Raw genomic sequence first — 20,664 nt, forward strand, 5'->3', positions numbered from 1 at the left:
ACATTAAAAAACAATTAATACCTTATGATACGCATCGTTCTGGATATGGTTTCAAGCGAGATGTGAGAACTTTCTATTCACTTCATTTTTCAGTCAAATATTCCCCTATTTGAAGCCCAAACATAAAAAGGCTCTGATCAGGGGATCAGAGCGCTTATTTCTACCAACACCAAAATTATAAATCTAATGAATGATTTGAATCCTTGAATTCATTTCGATTTCTCAAAATCAGCCTGTTGTTGTTCATAGATTTCATAGAAGTCGTCCCAGACGAGTACATTATCCTTTTCCTTGCTCCACCAGTCTTTGTACCATGCTTCAATCTCCGGGCCCCCGCCTTGCTCCCACTTCTGCTGTGCTTCCGTTGCAGCCTGTTCGACTGTATATTTGCTTCCGCCAATGATGGAACGGGTAAAAATATCGTTGATCGCTGTTGTCACATTGGTTAACTTCACCTGAAGCTCCTTGGGTAGCTGCGGCATATGTTCTGAATGGGTAACACCCTCTCCTACCGGAAGATCCGTCATGTATACCTCACGCGCTTCCTTGAAAAGTCGAAGTCCTTCCTTCTGCGACGGGATCTCTTCGCTGAACAGCATTTCTGTGTACCCGCATTTGCCTTCCTCCAGACGGCTGTACAACATGGCGTAATCGCCTGCCCAGCTGATCTCTTGCTTGTATTTCTCCTGATCCGAGATACGCGGACAGCCTTGATCGTTCAACGTATAATGCGTGTTTTCAAATCCATTTTTGAAGGTCCTGCCTGACTCTGTTTTGGTCAGAAAATCGATATATTGCATAACCGCTTCCGGATTTTTGGCTCGCGCATTCACAGCTGCCGTCATCTGAACGGGGTTATTCCACACCATCGTGTGCTGTCCTACGGACGTGGTTGGCAGAGCGATGACCTTTAATTTGGCCTCAGGAACATTCTGCATCAGTGTATCCAGTTCCTTCGCTGCAAACCCGGTATAATCCGAAGTCATGGCCGCGTACATACCGATTTTGCCATTCAGGAAATCCTGCTTCGCCTTGGCCCCATCCTTGTCGGTAAGCAGATCCTTATCCACCACACCTGCTTCATATAATGCACGTTTGAATGCCGTGGCTTCTTTCATGTTGTTGGGACCAACCACCATCTCCCCGTCCTCCACATTCACCCAGTTGGCGTTGTACATATAGCGAAACAGACCCGCTGTATCGCCGAACTGAAATCCACCGATGCCGTATGTATCATTCGCTCCGTTTCCATCGGGATCATTCTCCGTGAAGGCCTTGGCTACCGCCAGCATCTCTTCCTCATTGGTCGGTACCTCCAGATTCAACTTTTCCAGCCAATCTTCCCGTATGAAAAAGCTCGTTAGTGGAAACACCTCGTTCATACGTCCCACTTCATAGAGCTTACCATCGCTTTTGATGCCGGCCTTCTTGAGCTGGGGATATTTCTCCATCAAGGCTTTGTATTCCACACTCGAGTTCTCGATCAACTCATCCAGCGGCATCAGCTGTTTCTGATTAAACAGTGTGTTACGGATCGGCGTACCGAATTCAAAAATGATATCCGGTGCGCTGCCAGAAGCGAATAATACGTTAAGTTTGGACTGGGATTCCCAGCGGGGAACTGCTGTATATTTTACATTAGCCGGGCCATTCTCGTTAATCCACTTGGACCACATATTATCTTCGATCGTACCCATGCCGCTTGGGACCGCGCCCCGATCATAGATCGTTGACGTGATGTTCCCCCTGTTGCCTTCGCCTTCCGCCTGTTCGCTACCGTTACCTCCTGTACATCCCGCCAGCAAACCACCGATCAAGCCCAGAACGAGACCCGACTTCATCCATGCCTTCATCGTTAACGCCATAGATAAGACCCTCTTTCTCTCCTGTAATATGAACCCATGCGGGTTAACCAAAGCCTGCTTTACCCTTTAATTGATCCAAGCATGACCCCTTTAACGAAGTACTTCTGCAAGAACGGATACACTGCCAAAATGGGTATAACCATCACAATGACAGCTGCTGCCCGAATGCCTTCCGGGGTCAGATTCGATATCATCGTTGGATCGGTAAAATCCTGTACATTCAGATTGGACATAATCATATTTTGGACGAGCACGGTCATATTGTATTTGGATGTATCATTGATATAAATCATCACACTCATGAACGAATTCCAGTAACCCACGCCGTAAAAGAGAGCAATAGTCGCCAGCAAAGGTTTGGATAATGGCAACACGATGCGGAACAAAAGCCCCAGTTCACCACAACCATCGATGCGCGCAGCCTCGTCCACTTCCCCCGGCAGATTTTCAAAATAAGATCGCATAATCAGCATGTTGTACGTGCTCACCAGACCCGGTAGCCAAAGCGCGCCGTAACTGTTCACAAGACCGAGATTTTGCACGACCAAATAAGTCGGGATGAGTCCACCGTTAAAAATCATCGTGAACACCATCGCCATCGTAAAGAAGCGCCGATGATAAAAATGTCTACGTGACAGCGGATATGCCGCCATAATCGTCACCGCCATGCTGAGCCCTGTACCGATCAATGTGATCTCCACACTATTCCAGAATGCATTCAGAATCGGCGTTCCGGTAATTAGGCTGTGATAGGAGAACCAGGTGAAATCGACGGGCCATAACCCCACTTGACCAGAAACAACCGCTCTCGCATCACTAAATGACAAGGCAACAATGTTCAGTAAGGGCAGGATACAGCTGACGGCAACCAATGACAACAATACATAATTGATTAGATAAAAGACTTTTTCTCCTTTGGTTTTTCTCATGCTGTTCTCCCTCCCTACCACAAACCTTCGTTAAATCGACGCGCGATATAATTTGCACTAAAAATGAGGATAAATGCAACCAGTGATTCGAACAATCCCATCGCTGTTGTCAGGCTGAACTGTGCTCCCTGAAGACCGGTGCGGTAGATATAGGTACTGATTACATCCGCTATCTCATTGACATTGGAATTCTGAAGCATATACACCTGGTCGAATCCGACCTCCATCACCCGCCCCATCGATAGAATCAGCAGGAGAATAATGGTGGAGCGTATACCCGGAAGGGTTACATGCCAGATCTGGCGCATTTTGCTGGCCCCATCCATCTGTGCAGCCTCGTATTGGCTCGGATCAATGGTCGTTAGTGCCGCGAGAAAAATGATGGCATTAAAGCCCATGTCCTTCCAGATCCCTGAGCCAACAAACACCGCAACCCACGAACCCTTGTTGTACATGAACGGATAAGGTGCTCCCGTCCAGGCCTCGACCCAGCGATTTACGATCCCATTTTCCAAAGAGAAAACCGTCATGATCATCATCGCAATGATGACCCAGGAAAAGAAGTGTGGCATATAGACCACCGTCTGCACCGTTCGCTTAAAGGCCATGTTTCGCACTTCATTCAGCATAATGGCCAGAATAATTGGAATGGGAAACCCGATAATGATGCTTAACAAACTGAGGAACAAGGTGTTGCGAATAATCTCCACCGTGCGCGGATCACTGAACAGCGTCTGAAAATGCTGAAAGCCCACCCATGGACTGTTCCACAGCCCATCATAGAAGTTGTAATCCTTAAAGGCCATGACCAGCCCTCCGATGGGTGCATAACGAAAGGTAAGGTAGAACATAATCACCGGAACAAACATCAAGATTAACGGTATATTCATCTTGAATCGTCGAAGCCGCTGCTGCCGAATCCGATGCTTCATTTCACTATCCGGCGGTTGTAATCCAGACGGCGGACCTGCGGTCAGTTCCCCCTTCACATCCATCACTCCTCTCTGCTGTTGATGTACTATAGTTGTATTTTAGATAAAAATGTAAGCGTAAACATTTGTTATTTAACGATCCTTTTATAATTTTCTACGCAAAAATAACCCCACATGGTGGGGTTGAACTTGGAAACGAACAGATATTAAGAGGAGGCTTCTCTTTAATTGTGACCCTACAGCAGTTCAAGAGGGATTGCTACCAGCACTTCACTTGGCTACTTGCTTGCGATATTCTCGGGGCGATACCCCCGTCATCTGTTTGAATACGGTTGTAAAATAACTGGAGTTATCGAACCCGGTCAGTTCCGCGATATCTGCCATACTCTGCCGAGTACTGTGCAGCAGCAGCTTCGCCTTATCAATTCGGCGCTTGCTGACATATTGGCTGAAGCCTTGTCCTGTCTCTTTTTTGAACAAATGGCTCAAGTAGTTGGGTGTCACATGAACATGGGCAGCCACGGCCTGCAACGTGCATGTGCTGGAATAGTTCATTTCGATATACTGTATAACTCGTGTAACGACATGATCCTGCTGTTCCTGAGTTAGCCGCATCAGCATATCCACCCACTCTTCGCTCTTGCATCTGGCCCAAGCGATGACTTCAGGTATGGTATGAATCCAGAGCAGTGGATCTGGGGCAGTTAAGTCCATACCAGCGGATTCCTGAGGCTGAAGCTGTTGAACCAGTAAGTCCGTCATGACCTTCATAAGCATATGAATCTCTGCTTTGCCTTGTGACAAGCTCATCCCGGATGCTTCTTCCAGCAACATCTCGATCCGATTCATTATCGATCCAAATTGATGGTGGAGCAGCAACGAAGTCAGTTCCTCTCGCAGTCTCTCGGTACGGTCCACCTGGCTGTATTGTTCCCTGATCCGAATGTCGGACTGTTTTCGGCGATATCGTTCATGTGCCTTTTGTAACACCTGACATGCTTCATCAAGCGAGAACGGCTTTAACAAAAATTCAATTGCTCCATACCGGATGGCACGCTGTGCATATTCGAACTCACGATAACCTGTCAAAATGATAATCATAATGTCCAGTCCACTCTCGTGTATGCGTTCGGCCAAATCTAGACCATCCATCACAGGCATGTTGATATCCGTAATGATCAGATCGGGTGTGCAGCTGTGTACAGCCTGTATCGCTTCTTCTCCATCAGCCGCTTCCCCGACGACCTCCCACCCGAGGGGGTTATTGCGAACCAGATGAATCAGACCCTGACGAAATAATGCTTCATCATCCACTACAAGCATACGTCCATTCAACAGAACCTACTCCTCTCAGTCATCTGAATTTCCCGGCATGAGTCCTCACCGATCTGATAAGGCAAACGAAGACGTACTAGCGTACCCTCTCCCACAGTCGACTCGATCTGTACACCGTAGGGTTCACCGTGAATCAACTCAATTCTTCGAAGTACACTCCGCATGCCAATGTGCTGACGTTCCTCATCCGCATGTGCCACTGGCGTCATAATGTGTTCAATGACCGATGCGTGCATGCCGCAGCCGTTATCTGAAATTTCAATGATGAGCAGATCCAGCTCTCCTTCATGCCCGTTTTGCCGCGAGCCACGAATCTCCAGATGGCGGTTGTTCCTTTTGTCCGAGAAGGCATGAACAAAAACATTCTCCACGATGGGCTGAAGCAACAGTCGGATCACCTGACAGCGAAGCAATTCAGCAGGAACGGCAATTTCAATCGACAAGGCTTCCTGATACCGGGCCTGCTGAATCTGCAGGTAGTGATCTATTTGCTTCATCTCATCCTGCACGGTCGTCAGTTGCTGCACGGGTTCCAGCGTATACTGCAGCATCTCGGACAAGGCAGTGACCAGGCGAGCCGATTTCTCATCACCAAGCATATAGAACTTCCAGAAAAACATGCTCAGCGTGTTATAGAGAAAATGGGGATTCAGCTGGGCCTGAATAGCTTTGAGTTCAGCTTCTTTTTCACTGAGTTCGCGCTCGTACACTTCATGTATAAGCGTATCAATCCGTGAAGCCATTGCATTGAATCGTTCACCGATGAAACCGAGCTCATCCCGTGTCTCGATCCGTACCCGTGTATCGAACTGTCCATCACGCACTCTTTTCATCGCGTTGACCAGACTCGCAAGTGGACGCAACAGTCTGCCGCTAATTACGGTAATGATGAACCAGGAGCATAATATGCTGGCTAACGCAGAGAACACAGCAACTTTTACAATGATTTTCCCCTTGTTCTGAATCTGAGCGAGTGAGACCTTGCTGACCAGGGTGAAGCCCGCTTTGTCTGACGTTTGTTTCGTATACAATTGGGTTGTTCCCTGCTCGTCCCTAATCTCAGTCGCCCCTAGGCTTAGCTCGGTAAGTGGTGGTGGATCCGCATCCTGATTATGAAAGGCATAAAGAAGCTCACCATCTGCGTCAAACAAGTAGACAGCCACTTCCTCGTTCAGTCGCAGATCTTTGAGATACGATTCGAACAACGAGGTGTTAAACAGAATTAGCATTACGCCATAGGTCTCCAGATCAACAGACCGCATTAATCGTCCCGCCAGAATCCAATTGGATTGTTCCTCCTGCAAGAAAGCATCCGGCCCCAAACGATTCCAACCATATTCGCCGCCCGTTCCTTCCAGTCTATGAACCATCTCTGCCAGATAGGAAGGATCCATCTGTTGAAATGAGCCGGCAAAGGCACCGAGATTAAATATGTTTTCCTTCAGGTCATATATGCGGAGCCCCATGATCTCCGGTGCATCCAGCCTTACCTGATACAACTGATCATCCAGTTCATCTTCCAGCTTCATCTGATCATAGGAAGAGATGCCAGAGGTCTGTGCTTTGATGGCATTTTTTACGGAGGGATTCAGTGTGATATAATCGGTGACTTTATACATGTCGTGTACCCTGGAATCCAGACGTGCAAGAATCTGCTCTGCGGTAAGACTATACTGGCGACTGACCTCTTCATTGAACAGGTCGATATGGATGCGATAGGTGATCAACCCTGTGATTCCGGAGATTAAGACCGTGGCGGTAGATAAAAACAAGATTAGCTTCGTTTTAAATTTAAAGCGTTTACAAAAGTTCATCCACCACATCTTTCACACACCTCACCTATATTCCGGACATGTCTTACTCCTAAAAACATATCATACACCTATTGGGAAAAACCAGAAAAACCCTGACCCCGCTTCAATCGGTAGTCAGAGTTTGAAGGCATGTGATCCAGACATGTTACCGGGATGATCCAGATTAACTCTGGATCACGGCATTTTTATTCCCCGTAAATCTCTTTGATCCGTTCATCCTCATTGGTAGACAATAGAACATTAAGCAACCCCATGGCATTATTGGCATCGGTTCTCGTCGTCTTGTACATCTCGGCAAACGCCGCTTCATCCTGCTCCGGGTCCATCGCAGCAAGCTTGCCCCATGACGTGCGGGCTTTATCGTATAACGTACTCAACGTAATGTCACGCGGATGCTGTGCAACAGGTGCCATGGATTCAAATTTCGCTGTGACCCTGAAGAAATCCTTGGAATCCTGGAACGATGTACTGCTATAATCCTTATTTTTCATCGCATCTTCGGTAATCAGCAGACCTTCACGGGCGATAAACAGCGTTTTCACCATGGCACGCTCCAGATTGGTTGCTTCTTCCCAAGTTATATAAGATTCGTCAGGTGCTTGTACGGTTGTAAAAAAAGGAAAGGCATCATCAATCAACCGCTGCGAATCGGAGTGAATTGGCACCCCTGCATTCATGTCCACAACGGCATCGCTGTAGTTGGCTACATTAATATTTTTGGAACCTTCCTCACTGACCCGACGCACCGGATGATCCGTAAGCGGGATACGGATATAACCGAGTTTATCGGCATACTGCTGCTTCAATTCTTCCAGTGTGGAGTCCTTTCCAATCTTGCCGTCGTCGGCTGAAGAAGATTCTTTTGCGGCTGAACCTGTCTCCTCACTCCCATTCGAACCGGTTGCTGCGGTTTCTGTTACGGCAGCATTCGAGCTGCTTGTTTCTGATGAAGCAACTTCTGTACCGGAAGCAGACTCCGGCGATGACGTCTCCTTCGCTCCGCCACCACAAGCTGTCAGAATCGCTGCCAAACCAAGCATAACTGTGAACGTCTTTATCGTATAATTCCATTTCATCGTATAATCTTCCCCTATCCTATGTATATTCCTGAGAACCATTAACCTCTGCTCCAAGACTTGAACACTCACTTACAAAAATATCCTTTCATATAACATGCGCGATACACAATTAGACATGGTTTACATTTTATCATAAGTTAAAAATCGGTTGTATACGACGATATACCTGTGTCTAAAGCCTTTTACTACTCGCACATTAACTACCACCGCAACACAAAAACACTGCCGCCCGTATGGACAACAGTGTTCGTGAAGCGTAATTATTTGATCCCTTTAGCCTTCTCCATATGCTCTGACCGAATCTGAGGATCGGTGGAATTGACCGATGATAACAGAGCGTAGATCGCCTGGATATCCTTCTCTTGAAATACGGTTTCGGGAACCTCTGTCTCAAGTCGTTCTGTCTTGCGCTGAATCGTTTCCACCAATTCATGATCGTAGATGATCAGTTCATCCGAATTCACATACCTCACAGCAGGATCAACACTAATGCGGCAACGGTTGGTGAAGGTCACCATGGAGACAAGACGTACTCTTTTGTAGTCTCCGAGGTGTGCATGGATGGCTTCCACATGTGCACGATGCTGCATGAGTGGATTGTACATTTTGACCCGGCTGCTGCTCACTGACCAATTGGCCTCTCTTCTTCCGCCGCGAATCTCACCTGTCGTCAGATTTCGGGTTTCGATCACGAAGATTGCCCGCGGACCGATCACGACATGATCAATCTGCGAATAACCGGAGCGTGACTTCGGATTGGTAACGAGCAGGTCGTTCAGCACTTTATATTGACTTGGAAGACCGATCAGCTGATCTGCTGTACTAGGTTCCTCCGGCTGGCGTGTCCAATCCCCTTCCGCCTTTTTCTTGCGCTTACTACGGACCATACGCGGGGGAATGGTTGTCGTCGATGGTAACGCTGAAGCGGAGGCTGTAATCTGGTTCGCAAGCTCTGGTTGTGTCTTGAACAGAGACAGGATTTTCTTGAACATGGGCAAGCTCCGTTCTATTATAGTGTGGGTTACGGGTGACCATTACAGGAGGAATAACATCCTTTGACACATTCATTATGTAAACTTCTATTACTTATGTCGGATAAAGCGGGGTAAAAATAAAGGGAAAACGATCAAAATCTCTCCAATACGCAAAGTACATATGAACATTTAACCAATTCCGTGACTTTAGACGCATAAACAAACCGCAAATTTGAAAAAAACAGCGCAACCCTTTCCTGAATAGAAAAAGAATACGCTGCTGTTCTCTTGGATGTTAAGCCTGAAGATAATAGGTGTAGAGCACCTGAGTACCCTTCTCTTCCAGACCATTATTCGCTATTTCCTGATACAGGGATTCGGCCAGAGCCAAACCAGGCGTTTTCATGCCCATCGCTTTTGCAGACTCCAGTGCAATTCCCATGTCTTTGATAAAATGTTTCACATAGAATCCAGGCTCATAATCGCCTGCGATCATGCGCGGACCGAGATTGCTGAGCGACCAGCTTCCGGCTGCACCGGTAGCAATACTCTTCAGCACGGTCTCCGCGTCCAGACCAGACGTCTTGGCATAGGCAAGTGCTTCGCATACGCCCATCATGCCAGAGGCAATGGCAATCTGGTTGCACATTTTGGTATGCTGCCCGGCTCCCGCCTTGCCTTGCAGCACAATGTTGCTACCCATCTGCTCAAACAGCGGACGCACGGCTTCAAAGGCCTCCGAACTGCCACCAACCATAATGGACAGCTTGGCATTCTGCGCTCCGATATCGCCGCCCGACACAGGCGCATCCAGTGCATGCAATCCTTTGACTTCCGCAGCTTCAAAGATTCGTGCAGCCAGTAGCGGACTGGATGTTGTCATATCAATCAGATATGAACCCGGTTTGGCATTGGCCACGAGACCATCCTCACCGAGATAAATCTCCTCGACATCCTTCGGATACCCCACCATTGTAATGATGACATCACACGCGGCAGCCAGTTTGCCTGGTGTATCATGCCATACGGCACCTTCCTTCACCAACGCTTCTGCTTTGGCAGCAGTTCGCGTGTACACATGCAGCGGATATCCCGCTTGCTGAATGTGCCCAGCCATGCTTTTCCCCATCACGCCTGTACCAATAAAGCCAACTTTTGTCTCTCCAGGTGCCTTAGTCGTTATTGTCATCGTAGGTTTCCTCCCTATTTTCCCTATTTCTCTAGGCTTCGCTCAGTGCTTGTCTTCGACATTGCTATATCTGTATGTTAAAGCTTTCTGCTTAGTCCGTCCATATCGCTTGCAGCTTTCTGTGAAAAAATCTGAAAAAGGAATCAACTTCCTGTATGCTGTACAACCTAACGGAAACTTCCTTCATTGGAAAGGAGGATTTCCATGAGTCGTGAAAAAGGTCAAATTACCATTTGGTTGTCCTTTTCCATCCTTTTATTAAGTGCAGGGCTCGTTTGCCATGTCTTGTCTGTTCCAGCGATACTCGAAGCTGGCGGCAGAGACGGCTGGTTGTCTGTCGTAGCCGCCGCTCCACTGTTCATGTTGTTTCTGTGTATGATGTATATCATCATTCGACGTGTACGTGGACAGCGGCTAACAGATTGGATTACGCGAGAATTCGGTGCTGTTCCTTCCTGGATCTTCCGGATCTCTGCTTCCATTCTGCTGTTCACACTTGGCACACATACGTTGTACGAGACAACTAACTGGACCGTATCCACATATCTTCAATTCACGCCACCCTATGTTCTGGCTGGTGGCGGAGCACTGGTTGCTGCGTGGGCAGCGGCTAAAGGTATACGCTCCATTGCCATGACTTCCAGCCTGCTGCTACCCTTTGTAATTTTGCTTGGTTATTTTGTAATGTCCGCCAATATGAAATATAAGGACTACAGCCTATTGTTCCCGATCATGGAGAACGGCATGGGCCCCGTGTGGCGGGGCATGATCTACTCCCTTGCCGGGCTTATGGAAATCTGGATTCTCATGCTGTTCCAACATGAAGTCAAAGGCAAAATTCGGTGGTGGTATGTTCTGATCCTCGGCTTGTTCATGCTTAGTATGGCGATTGGACCAACCATCGGAGCCATCGTGGAATTCGGCCCAGAAGAAGCAGCAAAACAACGGAACAGTCCCTATGAGCAATGGAAACTTGTAAATATCGGCAAGTTGCTGCAACACGTTGATTTTCTGTCCATCTATCAGTGGCTTAGTGGTTCTTTCGCAAGAGTGGCCATATCTTTGTATCTCATCGTCGATCTGCTGAATTTCCGCAGGCCGAAGAAACGATATATCGCCATTCTTACCATCACCGTCATCATGAGCTTCATGGCGATGCAATGGTGGCGCATTGATTACGTGGATTATTATGTCGACCATATTCAGTTCCCGGTCATGCTCGCCTATGTCTCTGTCGTTACCGTGATATTAACAATAGCCGCATTAATCCACAAAAAGGACAAGGAGGCTCCCGAACATGCCGATCTCAACCCAGCCCAAGAATAACCGCGAAGTTGAACCGTTCCGAATGAACGAGCACAACCTGAATACCTTTTTTGCCGGATCTGATGATGTCATCATCAATAGTCATATGTTCGGAGAACCTCCGATGCAACTCCTTATGACCTATTGCAGCGGTATGGTAGATAGTGAAGCCATCTACGATATTATTCTCCCGGAACTCAAACGAACATATGAAAATACACACTTTATCCGTACATCAGACATTGAAAAGTGCATCAGCCTGGATTGGACCCGAATGGATCTGCAAGATCCGGCATTTGGAACTGAACTGATATCTCTCCGTGTATTTGAAGGCCATATGTTGATCTGTATCCCTTCCCTTCAAGCCATGTGGAGTATTGATATTTCCAACATCCCCACTCGAACGCCGGAGGAATCGACCACCGAGGTTTCGATTCGCGGAGCGAGAGACGGATTCATTGAACCCCTTGCCGTCAATGTTGCTCTGATACGTACACGTCTGCGTACGAACCAGCTGGCCTGTAATATCGAAATGATCGGTTCACGTTCTGCAACCAAGGTAGCCCTGATGTATATCAAGAATATCGCGAACCCGGAGCTAATCGAAGACGTCCAGGATCGGTTGCGTAAGATTGAGACCGAACGCATCTTAACCGCCAATGAACTGGAAGAATTGCTGTCACCTTCGAAAATCACTTTGTTTCCCGTCACCCATTATACGGGCAGGCCTGACTTTGCTGCAGAATGTCTCCTGAATGGACGCTTTATCCTCATTGTAGACGGCAATCCCAGCGCCATTATTGGGCCAGTCAATCTGTTTCTTTTGCTCAAATCACCGGAAGATGCCAGCTTTCCCTTCTTAGCTGTCAACGTAGGGCGGATGCTGCGCTTTCTTGGCCTGATGGTCACCGTGTTCCTGCCTGGCTTTTATATTGCGCTGACCTCATTTCATATGGATCAGATTCCTTTCCCACTGGTTGCCACGATATCGGTAGGCCGTATGGGACTGCCGATGGAATCGGGAGTGGAGATGTTTCTCATTATGCTGCTTATGGAGCTGTTCCGTGAGGCGGGGGTACGTTTACCGAGTGCCATCGGCCAGACATTAACTGTCGTTGGCGGTTTGATCATCGGAGATTCCGCCATTCGTGCCGGGATGGTCTCTCCCCTCATGATTGTCATCATCGCAGTCACTGTTGTAGCGGGAGCAACCATTGTGAACCAGGTTATGACCAGTTCTGTGCTGATCCTGCGCTTCCTTTGTTTTGTCCTGGGAGCTTCCCTCGGCATCTTTGGGTTCATCCTGTCGTTGATTCTGTTCCTCATCTACCTGACCGATCTCAAATCATTTGGCATTCCGTATCTCACGCCGTTAACACCGCTTCATTTCAAACAAGCGATAGCTTCATTATTCAAACTGCCAAAAGGCCTGGGTAAACGCAGACCCGTCTATCTCGAAACCCAAGAACCCCGCAAGAAAGGAAACGGAAGATGAAACGTTTGTTGCGGAGATGTACGTTGGGTCTGTTAAGCCTATCGATGTGTGTGATGACAAGTGGATGCTGGAGTGCCTTTGAGATTCAACAGGTGGACTACGCCAAAGCCTTTGGGATTGATTACAAAGACGGGATGTATCACCTTTATGTACAAACGCTGGATTTTGCCAGTGTCGCCAAAAGTGAAAGTTCAACCAAAAGTGCAGATATCCCACCAGTATGGGTCGGCCATGCCGAAGGGAAAACGATGAGTCTGGCGCTGAACGAACTGTTCCGCACAGCTCAATTGCACATGGCTTGGGGGCATGTGACAGCCATCGTCATGGCAGAAGGGGTGCTTACCAGCAAACATATCAAAGAAGTGTTCGATATGCTGGGACGGTTCCCAGAATCCCGTTATACGACCTGGGTCTACGGAACCCGGGAACCACTGGAGAAAATTCTCAGTGCAACGTCCATCTATAATATGTCGCCGCTGGATAGCATTCTTCATAATCCGCTCCCGACTTATCTGGAAGAATCATTGTATCCGCCCGTGCTTAGCTTCAAGCTCATTGCAACGCATAATGATCCGGCTACCACGACGTATCTGCCCAGTATTGCATTGAACAATTCCCAATGGGCCGAGAACGAGAAGAAAAAGGATTTATTTCTAATCGAGGGGGCCTTTTTCGAAAAGACAGGCGTTGACTTTGAATACCTTCCACGCAGTCAGCTTCCCGGTTATCACTGGCTGATCAAGGACATGCGGCGTGCTCCCTTGCTTGTGCAGAAGGATGGAACGATCTATGGGGCACTCAGTGTAGGTTTACCGAAGATCAAAATCAAGCCTGTCATTCAGGGTGAAGAGGTCAAGTTTAATATTGACGCCCAATACCTAACTGCCCTGTATGAATATCTGGTGCCCACCTCTTATGAGGAGATGATCCAGATTAGTGAAGTGAAGTTGCGGGAGCAGATTATGCAGACCTATCGTCACGGCCTTGAGCGTGGTGTAGATATTTACGGCCTTCAGGAGAAGCTGTATCGCAAAAATCCGAAGCTCTGGCGTAAGTTATCCAATAATGGCAGCAAGATGATGCTTACCGAAGACTCGATCCAGGATCTGAAAATCCATCTCACCATCCCGTATACAGGGAAATATAAAAGGAAAGTCTAGCAAGAACGTGAACACCCCTTTGCCCGTATGAAACGACGGATAAGGGGTATTTGTCTTGATGAAGGATATATTTCGTTTGCAGTTCGGATTAGGCGGACCTAGGACTGCGAAGTTTCCATTCCATCAGCCAGCCTGTCAATATGGAGAAAGACAGGCCGAACAGCAGGATCGGCACGTTATAAAACAAGGTGTTCGTGTACTGGTTCAGCCAACCAAAACGATACACGGCCGAATCCGGATCATTCGTAAATCCGTTGAGCTGGAGGCGTAGTTCATTGATGGTGTGTAGCTCCCAAGCGACAGACAACACACACAGCAAGAGAGCCGCGAAGGGTATACAGGCATGTATCTTCCCTCCCCAGTGCTGACGCTGATCATATAACCACCATTTGGAAAGTGTTGTCGTCCAGATACAGAGAATGAGAAAGGTCAGAAGAGACGGAGCTAACACCAGAAGTCCCAGGTTACCGTTACCAGACACCCCTCTACCCGGCTCATGCTGGAAGGTTAATCCACGTACAGCACCGATCATGAGTACGTTCCAGATGAGGAAGATGAAGTATGGCTTGTTGATTCTTTTTAAGCGACTCATATTTGTTTCCCCCTAATATAATCCATTACCCGCAACCGAGTAGTCAGGATTAAGGTCTGAGGAATAAGCACGAAGACAATGTACATAAGTACAATTAACCATAGATGCGCGGCAAAATTCTCCGCACCGAATGATGGTTCCGGGCGCTCAATCCAATACCACCAGCACGGGATGGCAATAAACCATGTTAGTCCTGTCGAAACGAACATGTCTTTTACATCGCTCCACAGAAAGCAGAACACCGCGACGAACAAAATAGGACCTGTCCAAGAATCCAATATTGGTCCCCAGCTCTGAAAGACAAAGATGATGGCAGGATAAAGAAGGTTGATGGTCCAGCGCCATGTGTTATTAGTATAAAGATTCATAAAGCTTCTCACCTCGTTACATTCCGTTGCAATTGTACTAGCAGAAAAATTAGAATAAAAGTGTCGTTAGAGTTTATCACCAAAAAGGAGAATGAAAGCTTGATCAAAACAAAACTTATGGCTCTATACTTACTTGTTTTTACACTTGCAATCGGAGGATGTTCTAGCCTGTCCACATCAGATAAGCAAAACATTCTTGAAAAAGCTACACCCGTCAGCATCCAATACATTAAGGAGTATTATGACGCAGACTTTGTCATCACGAGTCATGATATTGACGCCCCTTCAGTCCATTCCCGCTTGTACCTATATGGTCATGTAACAGGTCACGAAGATGAGCATATTACCGTTTCATATAACTATGACACACGTGAAGTCATCAGTGTGACAGGACCGGGTTGGTTCATCGATAGCCGCAATCCCAAAAAATAAGATCCGGCTACACTGCAATGATACATACAGTTAGCTCGTTCTTTGCCTTTGTTAATTATGGGAAAGAAATGAACAGATGAAGCATGATTTTGGATAATATAGCTCATACTACCTTCAGGAAATTATTGAAGGAGTGACAGCATGAGGTTAAAAAGTATCATCGCCGTTGGAGCCGTGTTAACCTGCTCATCTCTGTTATGGGGCTGTGGCAATGGCACTGCGAATAATACTTCCCAGCAACAGAATGACACCGTTCGCTCGGAGAGTTGGAGCGATCCCAAACGACTGGAAGCTTCCCATCTTGAGGCGCTTGAGCGTATGGAGAAAGATCATATCCACCGGATGGTTTCGCTTAGTGCAAGTACAGACGGGGACAAAGTGATGACCACACTTGAACGATCGAGCCAAAAGTTGGAGGAGATGAGACCCCTCGCTGAGATGCTCCAGTACGAAGGCCATCCTGCATTATTACAGCGAATTCAGGAGATGTCTGGTGATATCCAAGGTTCCAAATCGGTCATTGCTGAGATGAAAAAATTGCCTCAGGACGGTAAAATTAAGATCCAGTCTGAAAATTCCGATTCTTTACATCACATCAGCAGCTTTCACGATTACCACCAGTATATCCAAGAGAAAATTCAAACTTTGAACAAGAATAATACTGATTTACACTAATTAGTAATAGCTGCTTGCGCAAGTGACTTCAATCGATACAATTGTATGAACGAAGCAACAATAGTTAGGTGGGAAGATTACTTCCTATCTGACTATTTACGTGTGAGCAGATATAGACAATCACTGTATCCTGCTGCGATTTCTTTGATCCTCTCTGTCCGCTTCCTCCATCTTGCGAATGTATTGCTTCAATTCCTCCTTATGAGTTTCAAGTTCAGTCAGTTTCACAGATGCTCCCTCTACAAAAGACTGCATCTTATAAGTTAACTCCTCTGCCGATCTTCCTACCCAGTCCTGCCGCAACCTCCCATGAATCGAACGCATCTTCTGTTCCTGTTGTACAAGTCGTTGCTGCAATTGTTCGCATTGTTGAACGGCTCTTCGTAAATCCGACAGGGATACGGATATTCTGCCCATGTCCACTTTCCTCCTGTTAATCTATCTATATAAATTCCATTATTATTTTTGCTGATCGGCGATTACGAAATCTTCTCTCTTTCGTTCAATATAATCTGCAATCTCACTTATGGATTCTTGGTACCAACGGTTAATTTGTTGCAAAGTAGCTGTTGCATTATAAGCAATAGGTGTAAAAGACTGACTTTCGCTCGTTGCTATATGGGTCTGGAACATCTGAATAGAAGCTTGTGCATCGTTGGAAAACCCGCTCAAACTCAGTCTCATTTCTCGAGCAGACTGCGCTAATTCTTCCGGTGTTAATTGAATCTTACCGCCACCAGAACTACCTACTCCAGATATAAACGAAGCTACTGCACCAGACATCACATTAGAGAACACAGCCATTGCTTTCTGATGTGCAGTCCATCTTGGAGAAATATCAAGCGTCTCTCCCGTACTCCGATCGATTAACGGGCCAATTAAGTTGCCCTCCTTATCAAACTCATATTGCTTCATGGAGTGGTACCCCTTGCCTTCGTCCTTGGAGAAGGAATCCAATAATCTAACGATATTTCCAATGTACAGCTTATCTAAATCTACATCTATTCCAACGTCATGAACCAACATCGGGGAGCCTGCACCGAGAGGTTGAAAAGGGACCTTTAACTGTAATTGAAACTTCCAGTTCTGATACATTGCATTAGCGGTATCAAAATCCTGTCCCTTGTACACCGTAAGTCCAACGTGTCTGTCATATTCACTTACTCCGCCAGCTCCTACAGAATCACTCGGATGAACCACATTAACCATTTTGTTGTCAAAGTGACCTTCATTCACCTTAGCCAAACTTATATCATCCAGCAGATTCATTACACTTGGAGCACTATACGTCATACCAGATACATCATGACGAGCAGCTACATATTGAGCTAAACCACCGCCAAGAGAATGGCCTGTTAGCGAAATATCTGAATCAGGATAAGCCTTCTGTACAGCCTCATACAATTCTTCAGCTTGATGAAACTGATTGTTTTCCCAACTTGAATTATCCATCATGAGTTTGAATGGACTATTTTTGAAGATATTATGACGCTCTGGGTCGGTTATGGAATCTTCAAGCTTTCTCGTTCTTCCTCCTACCACATCAAAAGCATCTGTCTCCCAATCCGCGAATATATCTGTCAACTTCCCTTCTGGTTCAGTTCCTCGATAACCGATAATCACTTGGTTGGTTTTGGGATTCTCAAGTACTACTGCATCAAATCCAGAATATTTTCTGTGCAGTTTTGCTCCGTCAGGTTCAACTGTTCTCCAATCTTTATACTCTTCCTTGTCCAGAATATTACTTCTCCCTACGGGAACATCAGTATAAGCAAGTTCAGAAATTTTCATATATAATTCATCTGTTTTGTAGGCGTTCATAGGGACACCCTTTCTTCTATTTAGCAAAAGTTGTATAATGCACAATATCTAAACGACAACATTAGGAATATGAGGTGATAAATTGAAAAAACCAGCTATACTTTTTATACTAATGATCTGCGCGATCACACTCACTTTAGGAGGTTGTATGTCGAACGAGCAAAAAGAAATTGTACAAAAAGCCGAGATCGCAAGCCTAACTTATTTTAAAGAAACCTATGGAATTGATGTTGAGTTTACAGGCCACAAGTTCATTCCGTCTGACTTGTCTCATACGGTGTCACTGACAGGGTATGTAAAAGGAAATAAGACCCAAGAAATATTCTCAATGGTGGATTATGATACTTATGAAGTCAAAACAGGCTCAGTGCCCGAAGACATCAAACCTCTTAAGTAGTTTATAAGAAATATTAACTTTTAAAACTATAGGGCCTTGTACAGATACATGGCTCTTTCATATGTAATAATAGGAATTTCATAGCCTAATCTCATCCTCTTTTTTCCAAAGAAGTAGAATCATTATAGTCCATCTTCTGTTAATCGTGTATACGACATATAAGAAATGAGCACAAAGTCTTTATAAATTTCAGGCATTAAATCTTACACATTATTAGTTATAGGACGTTGTTACCAGAATAATTTCAGCAATTTGCATAAATATGTGAAAGTAATGGTTTATAACTTTGTCAGGCAGCGACGCTTCATATACATCTTTACACTCGGCACCGCCTCTACACTCCTAATGCTAGCTCCTCACTCGAACCAGATACGTGAAATACGAAGCCCTCCTGTTTCATCGATTGGATTACGAGTAGCAGACACAGTAATTCACTGTACACCACCGCAGTCAGCGATCTTTCCTTCACACTTTTCCCTCTTCTCTACAGCTTCATTCCACCCACAACGACACCCAGATGAACATGCTAAATAACAAAACCGGCGCAAGTGCTCCTGTAGCTAATATGATCCAAAGTGTCGCGGGCTTTATTCTTTGACAGTATGCATCGATCTTACGCATTCGATCTTTGCGCCAATTGGCGAACCTGAGCTGTTTGATCATCCGATTGAGAATGATTTGCCGCTGCTCTCCCTCTTCGAATTCTTCGATCGCACGCCGTAACTCCTCGTATAATTGAGCTTCTTCACGCCCAGTCACTGTAGGTGTAGCCATCTGATCCTTCCTCCCATGAGAACATTATTGAGATACAACCACTACTTAAATAACACATTACGCCCCTTCAAAGTTTGAAGTTTTTTCAAAAATGGAATAACCCAAAAAGCCCGGGCTTCGCCCGGACTTCCTTGAATTATAACTATAACTATTTATCTGAGTACTGTTTAGCCAGCATTAGGCGATCAATGCATTCAGACATACCGCACCCTGTGCACGCACATTAACGACGATAATCGGCGTTTCCAGCATGTCGTGCATCCAGGACATATACTCTTCCACTTTTTCGTTTGGAAGGATTGTCAGAATAACCCCTGCGAATCCACCGCCATGAATACGACAAGCGCCGTCACCCAGGTTTTGCAGATAATTCTCGGTCAGTGCCAGCGCGATGCCAATCTCTTGCTCTTTCACAGCACCACTCTGATATACATTCTGCAGCCACTTCCATGACGAGTTACCGGACGCCGTAATCAGTTTCAGGAAATCAGCAAAGCGTCCATCACGCAACGCCTGAACCTCACCATCGACACGATTGTTTTCTTCCAGGAAATGAAGCGCACGCAGCACGGCACGATCCCCAGCCGCTTCACGAACCTTCTTGAGATTGGCGTAGATTGCGTCTGCCGTAATTTCCCGAACATACTCACTGCCCAGCGCCTGAGCAACCGCTCTCATCTCATTGGGCACAGCCGCGTAATCTTCCGTCAGATCGGCGTGGTTGCCACCTGTATTCACAATGACCAATGAGTACCCATTCTGCTGGAAATCCCACTGAACTGGCTCGATAACTGGCTGTGCAGGATTTTCAAAATCAATGGCAATGAGTCCGCCGTACGCACAAGCCATCTGATCCAGCAGACCGGAAGGTTTGTTCCAATATTGGTTCTCCGCATACTGACCGATTTTGGCCAAGGTCACAACATCCATTGTTCCATCATTATAGAAGTGATTCAAAATCGTACAGATCAACATCTCGAATGACGCCGAGGAACTCACCCCAGATGCCGAGAACACGTTACTGGAGAGGTACGCCTGGAAACCGCCTACCTTATGTCCGAATTCTCCAAATCCCGCAGCCATACCGCGAATCAATGCTGTTGTGCCATCGTCTTCCGTATTTGGCTTGAGGTCCGTGAGATCGATTACATATTTCTTGTCATAGCCCTCTGAGTAAAAGGTAATAACCGACTCCGCAGTTGGTGCTGCCACTGCAATCGTATCCAGCGTAATGCTGCCCGCCAGCACTTTACCATGGTTATGATCGGTGTGATTGCCGCCAATCTCACTGCGTCCTGACGCGCTGAACAGCTTGCTTCCTTCTTGTGCGCCAAAGTACTCTTCGAACGTGGCGTTCAACTTCGTGTAACGTGCAGTCTGTTCCGCTACTTGTGATTGTCCATACATCTGGGCTAGCAACGCTTGGCCCTCCGTGGATTGGATCAGATTCAATGGTTGTGTGGTCATTAATAATCCTCCTATGGATGTGCAGCTTTTATTTTTGGGCTGTTGGTGAACATCGTTGTCG

The 20,664-nt window shown here is 46.5% G+C and carries 21 protein-coding genes; 6 read left to right on the plus strand and 15 right to left on the minus strand.

Annotated elements, in window-relative coordinates; genetic code table 11:
• Positions 1–209: 209 nt before the first annotated feature.
• The 8 genes from FE296_RS21330 to FE296_RS21365 form a co-directional block, all read right to left on the minus strand.
• Positions 210–1,865 carry an extracellular solute-binding protein gene (locus FE296_RS21330; RefSeq protein ID WP_150366228.1) on the minus strand — a complete coding sequence of 552 codons (1,656 nt, stop codon included), beginning with the start codon at positions 1,863–1,865 and terminating at the stop codon, positions 210–212.
• Between the two features lie 59 nt (positions 1,866–1,924).
• Complete coding sequence (locus FE296_RS21335) at positions 1,925–2,794, minus strand: carbohydrate ABC transporter permease (protein ID WP_036606256.1); 870 nt, start codon at positions 2,792–2,794, stop codon at positions 1,925–1,927.
• A gap of 14 nt (positions 2,795–2,808) precedes the next feature.
• Positions 2,809–3,726 carry an ABC transporter permease gene (locus FE296_RS21340; RefSeq protein ID WP_047844113.1) on the minus strand — a complete coding sequence of 306 codons (918 nt, stop codon included), beginning with the start codon at positions 3,724–3,726 and terminating at the stop codon, positions 2,809–2,811.
• 270 nt (positions 3,727–3,996) lie between these two features.
• Entirely contained in the window at positions 3,997–5,061 is a 1,065-nt protein-coding gene (locus FE296_RS21345; RefSeq protein WP_150366229.1) for a response regulator, read from the minus strand.
• Positions 5,058–6,833, minus strand: a complete 1,776-nt coding sequence (locus FE296_RS21350) for a cache domain-containing sensor histidine kinase (RefSeq protein ID WP_190945414.1) — start codon at positions 6,831–6,833, stop codon at positions 5,058–5,060. Before FE296_RS21350 ends, FE296_RS21345 begins: the two co-directional genes overlap by 4 nt.
• A 227-nt stretch (positions 6,834–7,060) precedes the next feature.
• Entirely contained in the window at positions 7,061–7,951 is an 891-nt protein-coding gene (locus FE296_RS21355) for a hypothetical protein (protein WP_150366231.1), read from the minus strand.
• 263 nt (positions 7,952–8,214) lie between these two features.
• Positions 8,215–8,946 (minus strand): nuclease-related domain-containing protein, encoded by a 732-nt coding sequence (locus FE296_RS21360; RefSeq protein WP_017690394.1) that lies wholly within the window; start codon positions 8,944–8,946, stop codon positions 8,215–8,217.
• 277 nt (positions 8,947–9,223) lie between these two features.
• The gene (locus tag FE296_RS21365) at positions 9,224–10,117 is read right to left on the minus strand and encodes an NAD(P)-dependent oxidoreductase (protein WP_124117258.1); all 894 of its coding nucleotides are present in this window, start codon (positions 10,115–10,117) and stop codon (positions 9,224–9,226) included.
• 204 nt (positions 10,118–10,321) lie between these two features.
• Here FE296_RS21365 and FE296_RS21370 point away from each other — a divergent pair, with 204 nt between their 5' ends.
• Genes FE296_RS21370 through FE296_RS21380 form a run of 3 tightly spaced genes read left to right on the plus strand, consistent with a single transcriptional unit; the run spans position 10,322 to position 14,077 of the window.
• Complete coding sequence (locus FE296_RS21370; RefSeq protein WP_124117259.1) at positions 10,322–11,443, plus strand: GerAB/ArcD/ProY family transporter; 1,122 nt, start codon at positions 10,322–10,324, stop codon at positions 11,441–11,443.
• Positions 11,415–12,917, plus strand: a complete 1,503-nt coding sequence (locus FE296_RS21375; RefSeq protein WP_124117260.1) for a spore germination protein — start codon at positions 11,415–11,417, stop codon at positions 12,915–12,917. Before FE296_RS21370 ends, FE296_RS21375 begins: the two co-directional genes overlap by 29 nt.
• Positions 12,914–14,077: a Ger(x)C family spore germination protein gene (locus tag FE296_RS21380; RefSeq protein ID WP_150366232.1), complete on the plus strand. Its 1,164-nt coding sequence runs from the start codon at positions 12,914–12,916 to the stop codon at positions 14,075–14,077. Before FE296_RS21375 ends, FE296_RS21380 begins: the two co-directional genes overlap by 4 nt.
• A gap of 88 nt (positions 14,078–14,165) precedes the next feature.
• Here the strand turns inward: FE296_RS21380 and FE296_RS21385 are convergent, their stop codons facing one another.
• Together FE296_RS21385 and FE296_RS21390 are read right to left on the minus strand one after the other, a co-directional pair.
• The gene (locus tag FE296_RS21385; RefSeq protein WP_150366233.1) at positions 14,166–14,669 is read right to left on the minus strand and encodes a hypothetical protein; all 504 of its coding nucleotides are present in this window, start codon (positions 14,667–14,669) and stop codon (positions 14,166–14,168) included.
• Positions 14,666–15,037, minus strand: a complete 372-nt coding sequence (locus FE296_RS21390) for a hypothetical protein (protein WP_150366234.1) — start codon at positions 15,035–15,037, stop codon at positions 14,666–14,668. The genes FE296_RS21385 and FE296_RS21390 overlap by 4 nt, the downstream gene beginning before the upstream one ends.
• Positions 15,038–15,136: 99 nt before the next feature.
• Between FE296_RS21390 and FE296_RS21395 the strand changes: the two genes are divergently transcribed.
• Together FE296_RS21395 and FE296_RS21400 are read left to right on the plus strand one after the other, a co-directional pair.
• Entirely contained in the window at positions 15,137–15,469 is a 333-nt protein-coding gene (locus FE296_RS21395) for a hypothetical protein (RefSeq protein WP_223868973.1), read from the plus strand.
• A 141-nt stretch (positions 15,470–15,610) separates the two neighbouring features.
• A complete protein-coding gene (locus FE296_RS21400; RefSeq protein ID WP_150366235.1) occupies positions 15,611–16,144 on the plus strand; it encodes a hypothetical protein in 534 nt (177 codons plus the stop codon).
• Positions 16,145–16,264: 120 nt separating this feature from the next.
• On the opposite strand, the gene FE296_RS21405 is transcribed toward FE296_RS21400, so the two are convergent.
• Both FE296_RS21405 and FE296_RS21410 read right to left on the minus strand, forming a co-directional pair.
• Positions 16,265–16,561, minus strand: coding sequence for a WXG100 family type VII secretion target (locus FE296_RS21405; RefSeq protein ID WP_150366236.1), 297 nt, complete (start codon positions 16,559–16,561; stop codon positions 16,265–16,267).
• A 42-nt stretch (positions 16,562–16,603) separates the two neighbouring features.
• Positions 16,604–17,965: a lipase family protein gene (locus tag FE296_RS21410; protein ID WP_150366237.1), complete on the minus strand. Its 1,362-nt coding sequence runs from the start codon at positions 17,963–17,965 to the stop codon at positions 16,604–16,606.
• Between the two features lie 148 nt (positions 17,966–18,113).
• On the opposite strand from FE296_RS21410, the gene FE296_RS21415 reads away from it, so the two are divergent.
• Entirely contained in the window at positions 18,114–18,362 is a 249-nt protein-coding gene (locus FE296_RS21415; protein WP_150366238.1) for a hypothetical protein, read from the plus strand.
• A 334-nt stretch (positions 18,363–18,696) separates the two neighbouring features.
• On the opposite strand, the gene FE296_RS33825 is transcribed toward FE296_RS21415, so the two are convergent.
• The 3 genes from FE296_RS33825 to FE296_RS21425 form a co-directional block, all read right to left on the minus strand.
• The gene (locus tag FE296_RS33825) at positions 18,697–18,831 is read right to left on the minus strand and encodes a hypothetical protein (protein WP_263364253.1); all 135 of its coding nucleotides are present in this window, start codon (positions 18,829–18,831) and stop codon (positions 18,697–18,699) included.
• Positions 18,832–18,854: 23 nt separating this feature from the next.
• Positions 18,855–19,136, minus strand: coding sequence for an OTU domain-containing protein (locus tag FE296_RS21420; RefSeq protein WP_150366239.1), 282 nt, complete (start codon positions 19,134–19,136; stop codon positions 18,855–18,857).
• A 177-nt stretch (positions 19,137–19,313) separates the two neighbouring features.
• A complete protein-coding gene (locus tag FE296_RS21425; protein ID WP_150366240.1) occupies positions 19,314–20,603 on the minus strand; it encodes a galactokinase in 1,290 nt (429 codons plus the stop codon).
• Positions 20,604–20,664: the final 61 nt, after the last annotated feature.

It is taken from the genome of Paenibacillus sp. UASWS1643 (assembly GCF_008693195.1).
Taxonomy (GTDB): Bacteria; Bacillota; Bacilli; order Paenibacillales; family Paenibacillaceae; genus Paenibacillus; species Paenibacillus amylolyticus_B.